12 protein-coding genes are annotated in these 18,418 nt (G+C 71.8%); 2 read left to right on the forward strand and 10 right to left on the reverse strand.

The features are described from left to right. Positions 1-356: 356 nt before the first annotated feature. From ABT118_RS19280 to ABT118_RS19320, 9 genes are all read right to left on the reverse strand, one after another. Positions 357-1,559, reverse strand: coding sequence for an acyl-CoA dehydrogenase family protein (locus ABT118_RS19280; protein ID WP_350669962.1), 1,203 nt, complete (start codon positions 1,557-1,559; stop codon positions 357-359). A 120-nt stretch (positions 1,560-1,679) separates the two neighbouring features. Beyond that, entirely contained in the window at positions 1,680-2,177 is a 498-nt protein-coding gene (locus tag ABT118_RS19285) for a MaoC family dehydratase (RefSeq protein WP_350669963.1), read from the reverse strand. A 1-nt stretch (position 2,178) separates the two neighbouring features. Continuing rightward, a complete protein-coding gene (locus tag ABT118_RS19290; protein ID WP_350669964.1) occupies positions 2,179-3,141 on the reverse strand; it encodes an HpcH/HpaI aldolase/citrate lyase family protein in 963 nt (320 codons plus the stop codon). A gap of 23 nt (positions 3,142-3,164) precedes the next feature. Next, on the reverse strand, positions 3,165-5,186 hold the full coding sequence (locus ABT118_RS19295; RefSeq protein ID WP_350669965.1) for an ethylmalonyl-CoA mutase: 2,022 nt from the start codon (positions 5,184-5,186) through the stop codon (positions 3,165-3,167). Further along, positions 5,186-6,556 carry a crotonyl-CoA carboxylase/reductase gene (ccrA, locus tag ABT118_RS19300; protein ID WP_350669966.1) on the reverse strand — a complete coding sequence of 457 codons (1,371 nt, stop codon included), beginning with the start codon at positions 6,554-6,556 and terminating at the stop codon, positions 5,186-5,188. Before ccrA ends, ABT118_RS19295 begins: the two co-directional genes overlap by 1 nt. A gap of 339 nt (positions 6,557-6,895) precedes the next feature. Then, entirely contained in the window at positions 6,896-7,798 is a 903-nt protein-coding gene (locus ABT118_RS19305; protein WP_350669967.1) for a TetR family transcriptional regulator, read from the reverse strand. 203 nt (positions 7,799-8,001) lie between these two features. Next, positions 8,002-9,777 (reverse strand): 3-hydroxyacyl-CoA dehydrogenase family protein, encoded by a 1,776-nt coding sequence (locus ABT118_RS19310; RefSeq protein ID WP_350669968.1) that lies wholly within the window; start codon positions 9,775-9,777, stop codon positions 8,002-8,004. A 441-nt stretch (positions 9,778-10,218) separates the two neighbouring features. Further along, positions 10,219-11,715 carry an MFS transporter gene (locus ABT118_RS19315; protein ID WP_350669969.1) on the reverse strand — a complete coding sequence of 499 codons (1,497 nt, stop codon included), beginning with the start codon at positions 11,713-11,715 and terminating at the stop codon, positions 10,219-10,221. 89 nt (positions 11,716-11,804) lie between these two features. Beyond that, positions 11,805-12,452, reverse strand: coding sequence for a TetR/AcrR family transcriptional regulator (locus ABT118_RS19320; RefSeq protein ID WP_350669970.1), 648 nt, complete (start codon positions 12,450-12,452; stop codon positions 11,805-11,807). 304 nt (positions 12,453-12,756) lie between these two features. Here ABT118_RS19320 and ABT118_RS19325 point away from each other — a divergent pair, with 304 nt between their 5' ends. Together ABT118_RS19325 and ABT118_RS19330 are read left to right on the forward strand one after the other, a co-directional pair. Next, positions 12,757-15,306, forward strand: coding sequence for an MXAN_6230/SCO0854 family RING domain-containing protein (locus ABT118_RS19325; protein ID WP_350669971.1), 2,550 nt, complete (start codon positions 12,757-12,759; stop codon positions 15,304-15,306). A gap of 105 nt (positions 15,307-15,411) precedes the next feature. Then, positions 15,412-16,755 (forward strand): type I glutamate--ammonia ligase, encoded by a 1,344-nt coding sequence (locus ABT118_RS19330; RefSeq protein WP_350669972.1) that lies wholly within the window; start codon positions 15,412-15,414, stop codon positions 16,753-16,755. Positions 16,756-16,857: 102 nt separating this feature from the next. Here the strand turns inward: ABT118_RS19330 and ABT118_RS19335 are convergent, their stop codons facing one another. Further along, a complete protein-coding gene (locus ABT118_RS19335) occupies positions 16,858-18,369 on the reverse strand; it encodes a cellulase family glycosylhydrolase (protein ID WP_350669973.1) in 1,512 nt (503 codons plus the stop codon). Between the last annotated feature and the right edge of the window lie 49 nt (positions 18,370-18,418).

Below are 18,418 nucleotides of genomic sequence, written 5' to 3' on the forward strand. Positions count from 1 at the left end.
TGGCAGAGCTCGGCACCTGGACGGGGGCCACCGCGGGGATCGAGTGATAAAGGGACGGCGTGCTGTCCCGGAGGATGCTATCGGGACCAGGCGGTAGGTGGGCAAGCCGCCTGCTGCTTGAGGTGTCCTGTGCGGTGCCGATCCGTGCCTGCTATGTATACGACCGTAGCTCGGCCGACGCCGGTTCCCCAAGGGCTCCGACGTGCCGCGTGACCCATGTCTCAGTGCGTACGCGCCCGATGGAGGGGTCTCCGGGGGCGTGCGGATGCAGCCGTAGGGCGCATACCGCCTGGTACGCGCCCTACGGCTCCGCCCGGGACCGGCCGGCACGCCGGGCCCGGGAGTGCGGGGCGGTCTCAGTCCGCCAGGCGGTACTCCTCCAGGAGCCGGCGCCCGACGATCATCTTCTGGATCTCCGCCGTACCTTCACCGATCAGCAGCATCGGGGCCTCCCGGTAGAGCCGCTCGATCTCGTACTCCTTGGAGAAGCCGTAGCCGCCGTGGATCCGGAACGAGTCCTCGACGACCTCCTTGCAGTACTCGGAGGCCAGGTACTTGGCCATTCCGGCCTCCAGGTCGTTCCGCTCGCCGCCGTCCTTCTTGCGGGCGGCCATCACCATCATCTGGTGCGCGGCCTCGACCTTGGTGGCCATCTCGGCCAGCTTGAACTGGATCGCCTGGTGCTCGGCGATCTTCTTGCCGAAGGTGGAGCGCTGCTGGGCGTAGGTGATGCCGAGCTCGAAGGCGCGGCGGGCCACGCCGCAGCCGCGGGCGGCCACGTTGACCCGGCCGACCTCGACGCCGTCCATCATCTGGTAGAAGCCCTTGCCGGGGACGCCGCCGAGCACGCGGTTGGCCGGAATGCGTACGTCCTGGAGCACCAGCTCGGTGGTGTCGACGCCCTTGTAGCCCATCTTCTCGATCTTGCCGGGCACGGTCAGGCCCGGGACGGTCGGGTTCGGTCCGAAGCCCGGCGTCTTCTCGATCAGGAAGGTGGTCATGTTCTTGTAGGGGCTGGAGCCGCCCTCGTCGGTCTTGCAGAGCACCGCGACCAGGGTGGAGGTGCCGCCGTTGGTCAGCCACATCTTCTGGCCGTTCAGGACGTACTCGTCGCCGTCCCGGACGCCCTTGGTGGAGATCGCGGCGACGTCGGAGCCGAGGCCCGGCTCGGACATCGAGAAGGCGCCGCGGATCTCGCCGGCCGCCATCCGGGGCAGGAAGTACTCCTTCTGCTCCTGGGTGCCGTGGGCGTTGATCATGTGGGCCACGATGAAGTGGGTGTTGACGATGCCGGAGACCGACATCCAGCCACGGGCGATCTCCTCGACCACGAGCGCGTAGGTGAGCAGCGACTCGCCGAGCCCGCCGAACTCCTCCGGGATGGTGAGGCCGAAGAGGCCGAGCTGCTTCATCCCCTCCACGATCGCGGTGGGGTACTCGTCCTTGTGCTCCAGCTCGGTCGCGACCGGAATGATCTCCTTGTCGACAAAGTCCCGCACGGTGGCGAGGATGTCCCGCTGGATCTCGGTGAGGCCGTCGGTCTGTGCGAGGCGTCCCATCGTGCGGCTCCGAATGTCTAAGAGGGTGAGGGTGGTTGCGGGGGCTCCACGGGCGTGACTTCCGTGGAGCCCCCCGTGCACCGGGGAAGGACCGATGACGGCGGTCCTTCGGCCGGGGTCCTAGGAGAGGGGCTCGGGGCGGCCGGGCTGGTCGCCGCCGCGCTCCTCGAGGTACTGCTCGGTCGGCACCATCACCTTGCGGCGGAAGACGCAGACGACCGTGCCGTCCTGCTTGTAGCCCTTGGTCTCGACGTGGACGATGCCGCGGTCGGGCTTCGAGGTCATGTTCTTGTCGAGCACCACGGTCTCGCCGTAGATGGTGTCACCGTGGAAGGTCGGCGCGATGTGCCGCAGCGACTCCACCTCCAGGTTGGCGAGCGCCTTGCCGGAGACGTCCTCGACGCTCATGCCGAGCAGCAGCGAGTAGACGTAGTTGCCGACCACGACGTTCTGGCCCTGCACGGTGGTGGTCGCGTAGTTGGCGTCCAGGTGCAGCGGGTGGTGGTTCATGGTGAGCAGACAGAACAGGTGGTCGTCGTACTCGGTGACGGTCTTCCCGGGCCAGTGCTTGTAGACCGCGCCGACCTCGAACTCCTCGTAGGTGCGTCCGAACTGCACGTCAGGCCTCCGGGATCTCGAACTTGGAGGTGCGCTGCATGCCGGCCGCCCGGCCCTTGCCCGCGATGACCAGGGCCATCTTGCGGCTGGCCTCGTCGATCATCTCGTCGCCGAGCATCGCGGAGCCCTTGGCGCCGCCCGCCTCGGAGGTGCACCAGTCGTACGCGTCGAGGATCAGCTCGGCGTGGTCGTAGTCCTCCTGCGCGGGGGAGAAGATCTCGTTCGCCGCACCGACCTGGTCCGGGTGCAGCACCCACTTGCCGTCGAAGCCGAGGGCGGCGGCGCGGCCGGCCACCTCGCGGTAGCCGTCGGGGTTGCGGATCTGCAGGAACGGGCCGTCGATCGCCTGCAGGTCGTGCATCCGGGCGGCCATCAGAATCCGCATCAGGATGTAGTGGTAGGCGTCGGCCGGGTAGCCGGGCGGCTGCATGCCGACCACCAGGGTCTTCATGTTGATCGAGGCCATGAAGTCGGCCGGGCCGAAGATGATGGTCTCCAGCCGGGGCGAGGCGGCGGCGATCTCGTCGACGTTCACCAGGCCCTTGGCGTTCTCGATCTGCGCCTCGATGCCGATCTTGCCGACCTCGAAGCCCATGGTCTTCTCGATCTGGGTGAGCAGCAGGTCGAGCGCCTTGACCTGGGTGGCGTCCTGCACCTTCGGCAGCATGATGCAGTCGAGGTTCGGGCCGGCGCCCTCGACCACGGTGATGACGTCCCGGTAGGTCCAGTGCGTGGTCCAGTCGTTGACCCGGACGACCTTGGTCTTGTTGCCCCAGTCGCCGTTGTTGAGGGCGTCGACGATGTTGTGCCGGGCGCTCTCCTTGACCAGCGGGGCGCAGGCGTCCTCCAGGTCGAGGAAGACCTGGTCGGCCGGGAGGCCCTGGGCCTTCTCCAGGAAGCGCGGGTTGCTGCCCGGGACGGCCAGGCAGGAACGGCGGGGGCGGAGGCGGTTCACGTTGCTCATGAGGGTGTTTCGGTCCTTCCGGGTCAGCCGGTCGCGGCGGTCGAGGTCGCGGCCCAGGGCTGGAGCCTGTTGGCGAGCCGGATCTCGTCGACGATCCGGCCGATGATGGTGGTGATGCCGAAGTCCTTCGGGGTGAAGACGGCAGCGACGCCGGCGGCCTTGAGGGCCTCGCCGTCCGCTGCGGGGATGATGCCACCGACGATCACCGGCACATCCTCCACCCCGGCCCGGCGCAGCCGGTGCAGGACGTCCGGCACCAGCTCGGGGTGGGCCCCTGACAGGATCGACAGGCCGACGCAGTGCACGTCCTCGGCGACGGCGGCGGAGACGATCTGCTCGGGCGTCAGCCGGATGCCCTGGTAGACCACCTCGAAGCCGGCGTCGCGGGCCCGGACGGCGATCTGCTCGGCGCCGTTGGAGTGCCCGTCCAGGCCGGGCTTGCCGACCAGCAGGCGGAGCTTGCCGGTGCCGAGCTCGGCGGCGGTGGCCGCGACGGCCTCCCGGACGGCCGCCAGCTCGCCGCCGGGCTCGGCCGGGACCGCGACCGGTGCGCCGCCGACGCCGGTGGGCGCCCGGTACTCGCCGAAGACGTCCCGCAGGGCGAAGGACCACTCGCCCGTGGTGACCCCTGCGCGGGCGCAGGCGAGCGTGGCGGCCATCAGGTTGTCCGTACCGGCCGCGGTCTCCTTGAGGGCCGCCAGGGCGGCCTGGGCGGCCGCCTCGTCCCGCTCGGCGCGCCACTGCTGAAGGGCCGTCAGGACGGACTGCTCGGAGGCCGGGTCGACCACCATGATGGCGGTGTCCAGGTCCGCGGTGAGCGGGCTGTCCTCGGTGGTCTGGTAGCAGTTCACCCCGACGATCCTGTCCTCGCCGGACTCGATCCGGGCCCGCCGGGCCGCGTGCGAGGCGACCAGGTTGGACTTGAGGTAGCCCGACTCGACGGCCGGGATCACCCCGCCCATCTCCAGCACCTTCTCGATCTCGGCCTCGGCGCCGGCCAGCAGCTCGGCGGTCTTGGTCTCGATCACCTCGGAGCCGTTGAAGATGTCGCCGTACTCCAGCAGGTCGGACTCGAAGGCCAGCACCTGCTGGATCCGCAGCGACCACTGCTGGTCCCACGGCCGGGGCAGGCCCAGCGCCTCGTTCCAGGCCGGGAGTTGGACGGCGCGGGCGCGGGCGTCCTTGGAGAGGGTGACGGCGAGCATCTCCAGCACGATCCGCTGGACGTTGTTCTCCGGCTGGGCCTCGGTCAGGCCGAGCGAGTTGACCTGGACGCCGTAGCGGAACCGGCGCTGCTTCGGGTCCTGGATGCCGTAGCGCTCCAGCGTGACCTTCTCCCAGAGCCGGGCGAAGGCGCGCATCTTGCACATCTCCTCGACGAAGCGGACGCCCGCGTTCACGAAGAAGCTGATCCGGGCCACCACCTCGCCCATCCGCTCGGCCGGGACCTGCCCGGAGTCGCGGACCGCGTCCAGCACCGAGATCGCCGTGCACATCGAGTACGCGATCTCCTGGACCGGGGTGGCCCCGGCCTCCTGGAGGTGGTAGCTGCAGATGTTGATCGGATTCCACTTCGGGATGTTCCCGACCGTGTAGGCGATCATGTCGGTGATCAGGCGCACCGAGGGCCCGGGCGGGAAGACGTGCGTCCCGCGCGAGAGGTACTCCTTGACGATGTCGTTCTGGGTGGTGCCGGTGAGCTTGGCGATGTCGGCGCCCTGCTCCTCGGCCACCACCTGGTAGAGCGCCAGCAGCCACATGGCGGTGGCGTTGATCGTCATCGAGGTGTTGGTCTGCTCGACCGGGATGCCGTCGAACAGCGTCCGCATGTCGCCGACGTGGCCGACCGGCACCCCGACCCGGCCGACCTCGCCGCGGGCCAGGATGTGGTCCGAGTCGTAGCCGGTCTGGGTGGGCAGGTCGAAGGCGACCGAGAGCCCGGTCTGACCCTTCGCCAGGTTCTTCCGGTAGAGCGCGTTGGAGTCACTCGCGGTCGAGTGGCCCGCGTAGGTCCGCATCAGCCACGGACGGTCCCGGTCGGCCATCAGATGTTCCGGCTCTGCTGTTCGGTCCGCTCGGAGACCTCGCGGAACAGGTTGATCGCCGGCAGGTGCTGCTCGCGCAGCTCCTGGTTGCGGACGCCCAGGCCCTCCTCCGGGGCCAGGCAGAGCACGCCGACCTTGCCCTGGTGCTTGTTGTGGTGCACGTCGAGGGCGGCCTGCCCGGTCTGCTCCAGGGTGTAGACCTTGGAGACGGTCGGGTGGATCTTGCCCTTGGCGACCAGGCGGTTGGCCTCGAACGCCTCGCGGTAGTTCGCGAAGTGCGAGCCGACGATGCGCTTCAGCGACATCCACAGGTAGCGGTTGTCGTACTGGTGCATGAAGCCCGAGGTGGAGGCGCAGGTGACGATGGTGCCGCCCTTGCGGGTGACGTAGACCGAGGCGCCGAAGGTCTCGCGGCCCGGGTGCTCGAAGACGATGTCGACGTCCTCGCCGCCGGTGAACTCGCGGATCTTCCCGCCCAGGCGCTTCCACTCGCGCGGGTCCTGGTTGTTCTCGTCCTTCCAGAACTTGTAGCCCTCGGCGGAGCGGTCGATGATCGCCTCGGCGCCCATGGCCCGGCAGATGTCGGCCTTGGCCTGGCTGGAGACCACGCAGATCGGGGTGGCGCCGCCGGCCAGTGCGTACTGGGTTGCGTACGAGCCGAGGCCGCCGCTGGCGCCCCAGATCAGCACGTTGTCGCCCTGCTTCATGCCCGCGCCGTTGCGCGAGACGAGCTGGCGGTAGGCGGTGGAGTTGACCAGGCCGGGGGAGGCGGCCTCCTCCCAGGTGAGGTGCTTCGGCTTGGGCAGCAGCTGGTTGGTCTTCACCAGGGCGATCTGGGCCAGGCCGCCGAAGTTGGTCTCGAAGCCCCAGATCCGCTGCTCCGGGTCCATCATCGTGTCGTTGTGGCCGTCCGGGGACTCCAGCTCGACCGAGAGGCAGTGCGCGACGACCTCGTCGCCCGGCTTCCAGGCGTTGACGCCGGCGCCGGTGCGCAGCACCACGCCCGCCAGGTCGGAGCCGAGGATGTGGTACGGCAGGTCGTGACGCTTCGTCAACGGCGAGAGGCGGCCGTACCGCTCCAGGAAGCCGAAGGTGGAGACCGGCTCGAAGATCGAGCTCCACACGGTGTTGTAGTTGACCGAGCTGGCCATCACCGCGACCAGGGCCTCGCCGGGGCCGAGCTCGGGCAGGGCCACCTCGTCGAGGTGGAGGGACTGGCGCGGGTCCTTGTCGCGGCTGTCCTGGCCGGCGAACATCTGCTCCTCGTCCTTGTGGAGCGTCACCGCCTTGTAGGACTCCGGCAGCTTGAGCCCGGCGAAGTCCGCCGGGGTGCTGTCGGTGCTGAGGATCGCGTCGAGGATTTCCTTCATGGCTGCCTCCGAAGGCGTACCTGTGTGAGGGCGCACAGGGCGTCTGGGGGAGCCGGGAGCGGACACCGGCTTCGCTGGTTCGGTCTGGGATGGGAAGGCTGGGGTGGTTGCGACGGGTGGTGGTGTCGCAGCCGGACACGGCGCGCCGAGGTGGGGAGCCGCGGCGCCGCGACTGGTGAGGAACAAGGTAGTGGCACCCTGTGCCACTCGTAAAGACACTGGGTGTCATCAGTTCGAGTGATCTGGACAACGCTGCGGCCGGGTCGCAGCGGGCACACGGAAGGCCCGCCCCGGCGTACCGGGACGGGCCCTCCAAAACTGCTCTGACCTGCGTAAACCTCAGCCGGCGGCCGAAGTCAGGGCGGCCCTGATCCGGTCCACCACCTGCTCCAGCGGAGCGTCCGTCCGGGTCACTGTGATGAGGACCTCACCCCCGGGGCTGGCACTCAGTGCGCTCACGGCGGCGGCCTCGAACGTCGACCCGGGTGTCACAGTGGCACCGGGTGCCACGGTGGTGCCACGGCGCCGCACGCCGTTCGGGGCGGTGGCCCAGAAGGTGCCGCGGATCACGTCGAAGGAGTGGTCGAGCTGCGCCTCCACGTCCCCCAGGCCGCCGGCCCGGAGCCAGCGCCGCAGCACGTGGTTGTGCGCCGCGACCACGGCCGCCGCCGAGACCTCGGCCAGCATCGAGTCGTCGTCCCCGCCGCGCTGCCAGCCCGGCGGGATCTCCTCGGCCGCGTCGAAGCGGCCCAGCAGGTAGCGGGTGAACAGCCGCTCGTACCGGGAGACCACCGCGATCTCCCGCTCGCGCAGCGCCCCGACCTGGCGGATCAGCTGGTACCTGGCCACCGAGACGCCCGGGGTGGAGGCGTACATCCGGAGCACCTCCTTGATGCCCCGGCAGACCACGTCCAGCGGGTGCTCCTCGGAGTCGGCGCTGGCCAGCAGGTCGGCCACCCGGACCAGGGTGTCGTCGTGGTCCGGGAAGATCGCCTCCTCCTTGGACCTGAAGTACCGGAAGAAGGTCCGCCGGGCCACCCCGGCGGCGGCCGCGATCTGGTCGACCGTGGTCTCCTCGTACCCCTGGGTGGCGAACAGCTCCATCGCGGCGGAGGCGAGGTCCTGGCGCATCTGCTGCCGCTGGGCGGCCGCCCGGCGGTTGCCGGCGCCGACCTCGGTGGCCGGCCGGACGCCCCCCGGACGCTCCGGGGCTGACTGTTCGGATGACTGTTCCCGGTCCATGGCCGGAACGCTACACGTACCGGGTGGCGGGACCACGGCCTTTGTCCGGCGCAGTGGCGGCACCGGGGCGGCCACCACCGGGCGGGGCCAGCGCCCGGCCACCGAGCCCGGACCCCAGGCGGGCCGCACCGGCCGCCCGGCGGGCGGGTGCTGACCACCCGGCAGAGCGCCGGGACCGCCGCCCTGCGGCGCCGGCTGGCCGGTCATCGGCGGGCGTGGTCGCGGAAGCCGCGACCGGTCTTGCGGCCCAGGCAGCCGGCCGCGACGAGGTGCTCCAGCAGGGGTGCGGCGGCCAGGCCCGGCTCGCGGAACTCCTGGTGCAGCACCTGCTCGATGGTGAGCGAGACGTCCAGCCCGACCACGTCCAGCAGCTCGAACGGGCCCATCGGGTAGCCGCAGCCGAGCTTCATCGCGGTGTCGATGTCGTCCACCGTCGCGTAGTGCTCCTGGAGCATCCGGACCGCGTCGTTCAGGTACGGGAAGAGCAGTGCGTTGACGATGAACCCGGCCCGGTCGCCGCACTCCACGGCGTGCTTCTTCACCGTGCCGCAGATCGCCAGCACGGTGCTGGTGACGTCGGGCGAGGTCAGCACGGTGGAGACCACCTCGACCAGCTTCATCGCCGGGGCCGGGTTGAAGAAGTGCATGCCGACCACGTCCTGCGGCCGCGAGGTGGCGGTCGCGCAGCTGATCACCGGCAGGCTGGAGGTGGTGGTGGCGAGCACCGCGCCGGGCTTGCAGATCTTGTCCAGGGCGGCGAACAACTCGCGCTTGACCGCCAGGTCCTCGGCCACCGCCTCGACCACCAGGTCGGCGTCGGCCAGCTCGGCGTACCGGCCGCTGGGGGTGACCAGGTCCAGCGCGGCCTCGCGCTGATCGGCCGTCAGCCGGCCCTTCTCCACCGAGCGGTCCAGCGAACGGGCCAGCCGGCCCTTGGCCCGGTCGGCCTTCTCCTGGCTGCGGGCGGTCAGCACCACCTGGTAACCGGCCTTGGCGAACACCTCGGCGATGCCGATGGCCATGGTGCCGGAGCCGCAGACCCCGACCGTGCGCACCTCGCGCCCGGCCACCCGGGCCGCCGCGGCGGCGCCGGAGTCGGCGACCACCTTGGAGGAGCCGGGCGCCTCGTAGGTGTAGAAGCCGCGGCCGGTCTTGCGGCCGAGCAGCCCGGCCGCGACCAGCTGGCCGAGGATCGGGGCGGGGGCGTGCAGCCGGTCCCTGGACTGCTCGTACATCGCTTCCAGCACCGTCCGCGCGGTGTCCACGCCGATCAGGTCGAGCAGCGCCAGCGGGCCCATCGGCAGGCCGCAGCCGAGCCGCATCGCGGCGTCGATGTCCTCCCGGGTGGCGTACTTGGACTCGAACATCGCGGCGGCCTGGTTGAGGTAGGCGAACAGCAGCCCGTTCACCACGAATCCGGGCCGGTCGCCGGCCGCGACCGGCTCCTTGCCCAGCTCGCGGGCGAAGTCGGCCGCCTGCTCGGCGACCTGAGGGGTGGTCAGGACGGTGCGGACCACCTCGACCAGCTTCATGGTGTGCACCGGGTTGAAGAAGTGCAGGCCGAGCACCCGCTCCGGGCGGGCGGTGGCGGCGGCGATCCGGGTCACCGAGAGCGCGGTGGTACCGGTCGCCAGCACCGTCCCGGGCGGGCAGATCCGGTCCAGCTCGGCGAAGATCTCCCGCTTCAGCTCCAGCTGCTCGGGGACCTCCTCGATCACCAGGTCGGCGGCCGCGGCCGCCTCCAGCCGGTCGCCGACCGAGATCAGCGCCAGCAGTGCGGTGCGCTCCGGCTCGGTCAGCCGCTCGCGGCGCACCGCCTCGGCGGTGGACTGCTCGATCCGGGCCAGTGCACGGGCCGCGCTGTCGGGGTTGGCCTCGATGCCGATCACCCGGCGGCCGCTGTGCGCAACGGCGACGGCGATGCCGGCGCCCATGGTGCCGAGCCCGACGACCGCGACGGTGGGGAAGGGACGCTCCATTGTCCTGACTCCTTGTCATGGGGCCCCGCTCCGCCCGTCCCGGCCGGGCGCACCCGCTCGTCGTCGAGCGGTGGCCGTCGGGGCAGGGAGGAGGGTACGGCGGAGCGGGGAGAGGTGATGACGGTTGCGGCGGCGCGCAGCAGGCCGGTCCGCTCCGGCCGTGCTGCGGCTGTGCCGTGGTACTCAGGCGCACCGAGAGGTGTCGCTGGGTCTGTCACCTGGAGGGCGCTGAAGTCCCGTACCGCGTCCGGAAAGCGTGCGATGGCACGGACGGACGGCGGCCCCGCCGGTGCGGCTCCCGAAGCCCGGCGGTGGTGCGTGCGGTCACTGTAGCGAGGTTACCCAGAAGTAGGGAAGGGGTTCGGCGGGGTGTGACGCGAACGGCCGACGGCCCCGCATCCGGACTGGATGCGGGGCCGTCGGCCGACTGCGGGGAGTGGATCAGTGCACCAGCACCGGGATCGCGTCCTCGGCGCCCGCGCCCTCGGCCTGGTGGGCGTCGGGGCGGCCGGTGTTGATCAGGACCGCGGCGATCGCGCCGGCCAGCAGCATGATGCCGAAGGCCCACCAGATCGCGACCTGGAAGCCGTTCACCATGGCGTCCAGCTGGAGCGCCTTCGGGTTGGTGGCGCCGGCCGCGTGCGAGGTGAAGTACGCGGTGGTGGCGCTGGCCGCGATGGTGTTCAGCAGCGCGGTGCCGATGGCGCCGCCGACCTGCTGGGAGGTGTTGACCATGGCCGAGGCCACGCCGGAGTCCCGCGGCTCGACGCCGAAGGTGGCCAGGCTCATGGCCGGCATGAACGCGGTGCCCATGCCGAGGCCCATCAGCACCAGGCCGGGCAGGATGACCGCCGGGTAGGAGGTGTCGGTGCTGATCTGGGTGAGGATCAGCAGGCCGAGCGCGCCGACCGCGAAACCGGGGGCCATCAGCTTGCGCGGGGCGACCCGGGTCATCATCCGGGCGCCGATCTGGGTGGAGCCGATGATCATGCCCGCCACCATCGGCAGGAACGCGACACCGGTGAGCACCGGGCTGTAGTCCAGCACCACCTGCAGGTAGTAGGTGAGGAAGAGGAACAGCCCGAACATCCCGATGATCGCGACACCGAGCGAGAGGTAGACGCCGGCCCGGTTGCGCTCCAGGACCACCCGCAGCGGCAGCAGCGGGGCCTTGACCTTGGACTCGACCAGGACGAACAGCGCCAGCAGCACGGCGGAGGCGACGAACAGGCCGATCGTCACACCGGAGGCCCAGCCGTCCGACTCGGCCCGGGTGAAGCCGTAGACCAGCGCGACCAGGCCGGTGGTGACCAGCAGCACGCCGGGGATGTCCAGCTTGCTGGCGTTGCGGCCCTCGGCCGGCTCCCGGATCACCATGACGGCGCCGGCGATGGCGACCACGGCGAACGGGATGTTGACGAAGAAGGTCCAGCGCCAGTTCAGGTACTCGGTGAGCAGGCCGCCGAGGATCAGGCCGATGGCGCCACCGCCACCGGCGATCGCACCGTAGATGCCGAAGGCCTTGGCCCGCTCCTTGCCGTCGGTGAACATCACCGCGAGCAGCGAGAGGGCGGCCGGGGCGAGCAGCGCGCCGAAGACGCCCTGCAGGGCGCGGGCGCCGAGCAGCATCGCGGTGTTGGCGGCGGCACCGCCGAGCGCGGAGGCCAGCGCGAAGCCGGTCAGGCCGACGATGAAGGTGCGGCGACGGCCCCACAGGTCGGCGACCCGGCCGCCGAACAGGAGCAGGCTGCCGAAGGCGAGCGCGTAGGCCGTGATGACCCACTGGCGGTTGCCGTCGGTGATGCCCAGGTCGGTCTGGGCGGAGGGGAGCGCGATGTTCACGATGGTGGCGTCGAGGACGACCATCAGCTGTGCGAGGCCGATGAAGGCGAGTGCCTTCCAGCGGCGGGGATCGGGAGGCGAAACGGTTCCGGACAAGGTGGTACCCACTTAGGTGCGAGGTTCTGTGCGAGCTGGAGTGCTGGACGCGCCGGATCGCGTGGACGGCGCAGAAAGGAGACGGGACGTCAGTTGGATCGGCGGAGGTCCTCCAAGGTCGCAGCGCGACCTGGCAGTTCGGAGCGGGCCGGGGCCCGCATCCCGTCGAGCAGGATCTGGAGGTGGCGGTGGGAGAAGTCGTCCGCGGCGAGGCAGTTGCTGCCGGGCAGCGGCCGGGTGAGCTGGGTGACCGCGATGAGGTAGTCGCCGACGCCGATGTCGGCCCGGAACAGGCCGGCCCGCTGGGCCCGGGTGATCAGCTCGATCACCGTGGCCCGCAGCAGCTCACCGGTCTCCTCCAGCTCGGGGTCGTCCGGGTTGCCGTGCTCCGAGATCATCGGGCAGAGCGCGCTGATCCGCTCCTCGGCGGCAGCGTGGGTGAAGCGGCTCACCGCTTCGAACGCGTCCGCCTCCTCGGCCATCGCGGCCTCGGCGTGGCCGATCACCCGGTTCATCACGGAGAGCGTGACGTGGTGGATCAGCTCGCGCCGGTCGGCGAAGTTCCGGTACACCGTCGCGTTGCCGACCCCCGCCCGGCGGGCGATCTCGTCGAGGGGCACGTCGGGGCCCTGCTCGACGAAGGCCTCCCGGGCGGCGGCGATGATCCGCGCCCGGTTGCGAGAGGCGTCGGCCCGCAGGCGTGGCGCGGTCGCCTTCTCGGCGGCGGTGACAGTCATGGTCCAACTCCCCTCGGTCCCCCGTACCGGGGACTCGTTCCCCGGATATCTCGAACATAGCGTCAAACGGGGAGGATGTCCCCGGATATTTCGTGTGATCGTGTGACCTGCGCCACAGCTGAAAACCAGTGGGTTGACAGCACGGTGGGTGACTAGGATCGGTGGTGCGGGGGCGGCTCCGCGGCGTGCTTCCTTCTCACTCACTGCAAATGAATCCGAGTGCGCCCATTCTCCGCCCCCGCACTGACATCTCCGCCCGGGGCACCGCCCCGTGAGGCGTCCCGAGGGGGAAGAAACCACCGCGATGAGCCGCGATCTCGACACACTCCTGCTGCACCGCCAGGGCCTGGTCCGCGTCCCCGCCCGCCCGGGCGCCGAACCGGACCGGCGCAGCCGGGACGGACTGGCCGTGCTGGAGTCCGACCTCGTGCTGCGCGGCTACCGGCTCACCGCTCCGCTGTACGGCGCGCTGGCCCGGCTGAGCCCGACCGGGCTCAAGGAGACCGGCGGCGTACTGCTCGCCCGGATCGACCGGCTGACCGGCAACGAGCGCCGCCACCAGCCGCTGTTCCGCGGCTTCCCGGACAGCGTGCCGCGCGACGTGCACTCCCTGTACTCGGCCCGGATGGCCGCCTACCTGCTCGACCGGCCCGATCTCGAATGCGGCTGGTGCGACCTCGGCCCGGGCACCGAGCTGCTCGCGCCGTGCGGGCACCTGGTCTGCGGGGACTGCCTCGACGACCTGGAGCCGGTCACGGCCTGCCCGCTCTGCGGGACGGTACTGGCCGACCAGGACGCACCGGTCGCGAGCCGGGAGATCCCGGCCGGCGCCGTGCTGCGCCCGCTCCGCCTGGCCGCCGACCCCGCCGTCGCCGCCGGTGCGGAGCTGGGCCGGCTGCTGCTGCGGCAGACCCCGCTCAGCCCGCAGGACCGGGACGACCTCGCCGTCCTGCTCGACAACGCCCCGGCGGAATACGACAGTTGGCTGCCCGAGCAGATCCCGGTCCGGGAGACCAAGGCCACCGTGCTGGCCGAGCTCCTGCACCGAGACCTGCCCGCCGCACTGCCCGCCCGGCTCACCACCGCCACCGATGTGCTGCGCCTGCTCTGGGCCTGGTCCGGCGCCGAGCCGGACCTGCTCGCCGACAAGCCGCCGCGCCTGCGCAACCTGCCCCGCCCGCTCCGCCGCGCGCTGCTCGCCGCCCTGGACGCACTGCCGCCGGCCGGCGCCGCCGAGGACATGCTGCGCCACCGCACCGCCTGGCAGCGGGCGGGCGAGGTGCTGCACCCGTACGAGCACCACCGCCGCCACCCGAACGCGGCCGCCGCCTTCGCGGTGGTCCGGGGCACCGACCTGCTCCAGCACCCGCTCGGCGCCCGGCTGATGGAGGCCCCGCTGCCCACGGCCGGTACCGCCGGCGGGCGGAACCGGCTGACCGTCACCACCTTCGCCTCCCGGGTGGAGGCCGCGCTCGGCACCGGCGACGTACCCGGTGCGCTGGCCCTCCTGGTCCACCGTCCGGGCGAGTTGGCCCGGCGGCTGCACCACCTGCTCCGCACCCACCACCGCTGGGCGCCCGACGCCCCGTGCCCGCCCGAGCTGCTCGCCGCGCTCCCGGACGCCCTGCGCCGGGTCGCCCCCGGCCCGCTGCTCGGCGCGTACGGGCGACTGCGCGCGCCCCGTCCCGACAACGAGCGCCGGCTGTACTTCCCGCGCGGCCACACCGCCCGTACCCATGCCCGCACCGACTGGGGCGCAGCGCTGCCCGGGTCGGTCGGCGAGCCGGTCTGCGCGCTGATCGAGGCCGAGCTGCTCCGTCGGGCCGGTGGGCAGGAGCGGTTCGATCTCGCGGTCCTCGACCAGGAGTTGACCGGTCTGACCGTGCCCACCGCGGAGCGGGCCAGTGCCCGCTCGCTGGTCGCGGTCCCGCGCGGCAGCCGGCTCGCGCTGCCGGCCGGCGGCCGGCTGCGGCTCTTCCTGCACTGGCTCCAGCCCAAGGGCGTCCGGGTGGACCTCGACCTCTCGGTCGCGTTCTACGGGGAGGACTGGGAGCTGGTCGGCCTGTGCGACTACACCAAGCTGGTGCACGGCGCCCGGACGGCCGTGCACTCCGGCGACTTCACCTCGGCCCCGAACGGCGCGACCGAGTTCGTCGACCTCGACCTGGCCGGTCTGGCCGGCTCCGGTGCCCGCTACGCCGTGGTGGTGGTGTTCAGCTACAACGACATCGCCTTCGACGAACTCCCGGACGCCTACACCGGTTTCATGACCCTGGGCGAGCGCGGCCGGTCGCCGGGCCTGCTTGACCCGAAGGCCGTCACCCAGCGGCTCGACCTGGCCGGCGCGGCCAAGGTGGCCCTCCCGATGGTGATCGACCTGGCCGAGCGGCACTGGACCTGGACCGACCTCAGCCTCGGCGGCGACGGCGGCCTCCACGACGTCCGCCGCCACTCCGGCCGCCTCGGCGTGCTCGCCTCCGACGTCCTCGCCCACTTCGCCCCCGGCGCCCGGGCCACCCTCTGGGACCTGGCCGTCGCCACCGCGGCCGCCGGCACCGACCGGGTCCTGGTCCGCTCCGGCGCCACCGTCTCCACCTACCACCGCGCCCCCGGCGAGCCCGTCAGCACCTTCGCCACCCGCCTCCGCGACCGCCACCACCCCGACGCCACCGGCGAGTTCGACCCCGACGTGCTGACCGACCGGCACGCCTTCCTCGCCCTCCTGGAGGCCGACCTCCCCGCCACCCCGACCGGCACCGCCTACCGCCTCTTCCCCGGCCCCCTCGACGCCGCCCCCGCCCTCGACCGCCTCACCGCCGGCGACCTGATCGCCCGCTTCGCCCCGGCGGACTGAGCCGGCCGGAGGTCTCCCCGCAGGAGTGGTCGGATGCCGCTGTTCGGGTGAAGTGGGCGGCCGGACACCGGGGTTAGAACCGGGGTGGGCGGCAGCATGGGACGTATGGACACCAATGCCACCCGCGCGGAGCGGGCCGTGCAGGCCCGGGCGGCTGCCGCCGTGCTGACCGAGCAGGGCGTGGACGGCGTCGCCACCAGCTGGGTGGACAACGCGGGGATCAGCCGGGTGAAGGCCTTCCCGGTGGGGCAGTTGGAGCACGCCGCCGAGTGGGGGGTCGGTGCGGCGCCCTGCTTCGACGTCTTCCTGCTGGACGACTCGATCACCAGCAGCCCGTTCAGCCAGGGGCCGGACGGCGACCTGCGGCTGGTGCCCGACCTGGACCGGCTGGTCCCGCTGGCCGCCCAGCCGGGCTGGGCCTGGGCCCCGGCGGACCGGTACGCGCAGGACGGCACGCCGCACCCCGGCTGCCAGCGGCAGTTCGCCCGCCGGATGGCGGCGGAGCTGGAGCGGCGCGCAGGCTGTACGGCACTGGCGGGCATCGAGGTCGAGTGGGTCCTCACCGACGCCGCCGGGGCCCCGGTCACCACCGCACCGGCGTACGGCATGCACCGGTTCACCGAGCTGTCCGACTACCTCCGGGACGTGCTCAACGCCCTGACGGCCCAGCAGCTGACGGTGCTCCAGCTCCACCCCGAGTACGCTCCCGGCCAGTTCGAGGTCTCGGTCGCGCCGGAGGACCCGGTCGGGGCGGCCGACACCACCCTGCTGGTGCGGCACACGATCAGGGCGGTGTCGGCCCGGCACGGCCTGCGGGCCACCTTCGCCCCGGCACTCACCCCGGACGGCGTCGGCAACGGCGGCCACCTGCACCTCAGCCTCTGGCGCGACGGCGGCAACCTCGGCGCGGGCGGCCCCGGGCCGTACGGGCTGCACCGGGAGGCCGAGACCTTCCTGGCCGGCCTGCTCGACCACCTGCCCGCGCTGCTCGCGCTCGGCGCCCCCAGTATGGCCAGCTACCTGCGGCTCCAGCCCTCCCGCTGGTCCGGCCCGTACCGCTGCTGGGGCCTGGAGAACCGGGAGGCCGCCCTCCGGCTGATCACCGGCTCGACGGCCGGCCAGGCCAACGCCGAGCTGAAGTGCTTCGACGCCACCGCCAACCCCTACCTGATGATCGGCGCCGTCCTGGCCGCCGGACTCGACGGCATGGCCGGTGGCAAGCCCCTCCCCGACGAGGTGAACGGCGACCCGGCCGGCCTCGGCACCGTCGAACGCCTCCCCGGCAGCCTGGCCGCGGCGGCGGACGCCTTCGAGTCCGACCCGGTCCTCCGCGACGCCCTCGGCGAGCCGCTGTACGCGGCGGTCCTGGCCGTCCGCCGGGCCGAGGTCGAGCTCTTCGCCGGCCGCACCCCGGAGCAGGTCATCGCCGCCACGGTCGACCGCTACTGAGTCCTGCCGGCTACCCGGCCCGGCCCTGGCCGCTGCTCGGACGGCACCCGTACCGGCCGACCCTCGCACGAGCGGGGCCGGCCGGTCCGGGGGAGGGCCGGGTCAGCCGAGCGAGAGCAGGTGGTCGCGGAAGCCGACGCCGAAGCCGGTCGGGGTGCCGTCGTAGCCGGTGATCAGGGCCGGGCCGGAGCTGCAGTTCCAGGTGTTCCAGGTCCAGCCAAGGTAGGAGATCCGCTTGCTGTCGAGCCACGACATCACCTGGTCGATGAAGGCGTGGCCACAGGTGTTCTCGCCGATCTCACCGGCGAGCAGCGGGACCTTGGCCGCGACCGGGGCCAGCGTGGAGTCCCAGCAGGCGGCGGTGGAGCAGGTGTTGAAGTTGTACACGTGCCAGGCCGCGCCCAGGTTGCCGGTCGGGTCGGTGGGCTTGTGGGCGAGCCACTGGCCCAGGTCGTTGGAGTAGGCCAGGCCGCCGAGCAGGATCACGTTGGTGGCGCCGGTCGCCCGGACGGTGTTGACCAGGGTCTGCATGCCGCTCACCTGGTAGCCGATGCCGGGGCAGGCGGCGCCGCCGTCCCGCCAGCAGAGCCAGCCCTGGGCGAGTGAGGACTCGGACCGCTCCGCGTACGGCTCGTTGAACAGGTCGAAGACCACCGAGGTGGTGCCCTTGAAGGTCTCGGCGACCGAGCTCCAGAACGGCACCGCTTCGGCCCCCGGCATCGGCTTCTGGCAGGTGGCGTTGACGTCGGAGCAGCCGGCCGAGTTGCCGGTGTAGCGGCCCCGGCTCCAGTGCATCTCGACGATCGGGGTCAGGCCGGCCGTGCGCAGTGAGTCGACCCAACCCTTGATCGCGTTGCGGTAGTTGGCGCCGCCGTAGGCCGCGTTGACGTTCGACTGGCCGAGCCAGCAGTCCTCGTTGAGCGGGACCCGGACGGCGTTGACCTTCCAGCTCTTGATCGCGGCGATGGCGGCGGCGTCCACCGGGCCGTCGAAGATGCCGTAGCCCTGGACGCACATGTACTCGGTGCCCGAGCGGTTGACGCCGTGCAGGACGACGGGTGAACCGGCCGCGTTCACCAGGGAGTTGCCGGAGACCTTGAGGTCGGGCGCGACCCCGGCGGGGGGCGGGGTGGTCGGCGACGAAGAGGGAGACGGCGACGGCGTGGGTGTGGGTGTCGGCGTGGGCGTCGGAGTGCCCGTCCCGCCGTTGCACGCCACCCCGTTGACGGTGAAGGCGGTGGGTGCGGTGTTGGTGCCGGTGTAGGCGAACTGGGCGCCCGCGGTGACGTTCCCGCCGGGGGCGATGGTGGTGTTCCAGGCCGGGTTGGCGACGGTGACGTTCTTGCCGCTCTGGCTCCAGGTCCCGTTCCAGCCGGTGCCGGAGAGGGTCTGGTTGCCGGTGTAGGCGTAGCCGAGGCTCCAACCGGTGACGGCGGCGGTACCGACATTGCTGATCTTCACGTTGGTCGTGAAGCCGGAACCCCAGTCATTCGTGGAGTACTCGACCGTACAGGCGACGGCGGCGGCCGACGACGAGCCGGCGATCGGGCCGACCAGGGCGACGGCGGCGGCCAGCGCGGCCCCGAGGGCGAGCGCGGTGTGGCGCAGGGACATGTCCCGCTCCTAGCAACTGATGAAATATGGGCGCGCTCCCACAGGCCCG

The sequence above is a fragment of the Kitasatospora sp. NPDC002040 genome (assembly GCF_040296785.1).
Taxonomy (GTDB): Bacteria; Actinomycetota; Actinomycetes; order Streptomycetales; family Streptomycetaceae; genus Kitasatospora.

Coding starts and splice junctions, on each gene's coding strand:
- ABT118_RS19280 (WP_350669962.1), bottom strand. CDS start 1,559: ATGGGACGCCTCGCACAGACCGACGGCCTCACCGAGATCCAGCGGGAC.
- ABT118_RS19290 (WP_350669964.1), bottom strand. CDS start 3,141: ATGAGCAACGTGAACCGCCTCCGCCCCCGCCGTTCCTGCCTGGCCGTC.
- ABT118_RS19295 (WP_350669965.1), bottom strand. CDS start 5,186: ATGGCCGACCGGGACCGTCCGTGGCTGATGCGGACCTACGCGGGCCAC.
- ccrA (WP_350669966.1), bottom strand. CDS start 6,556: ATGAAGGAAATCCTCGACGCGATCCTCAGCACCGACAGCACCCCGGCG.
- ABT118_RS19305 (WP_350669967.1), bottom strand. CDS start 7,798: ATGGACCGGGAACAGTCATCCGAACAGTCAGCCCCGGAGCGTCCGGGG.
- ABT118_RS19310 (WP_350669968.1), bottom strand. CDS start 9,777: ATGGAGCGTCCCTTCCCCACCGTCGCGGTCGTCGGGCTCGGCACCATG.
- ABT118_RS19320 (WP_350669970.1), bottom strand. CDS start 12,452: ATGACTGTCACCGCCGCCGAGAAGGCGACCGCGCCACGCCTGCGGGCC.
- ABT118_RS19325 (WP_350669971.1), top strand. CDS start 12,757: ATGAGCCGCGATCTCGACACACTCCTGCTGCACCGCCAGGGCCTGGTC.
- ABT118_RS19330 (WP_350669972.1), top strand. CDS start 15,412: ATGGACACCAATGCCACCCGCGCGGAGCGGGCCGTGCAGGCCCGGGCG.
- ABT118_RS19335 (WP_350669973.1), bottom strand. CDS start 18,369: ATGTCCCTGCGCCACACCGCGCTCGCCCTCGGGGCCGCGCTGGCCGCC.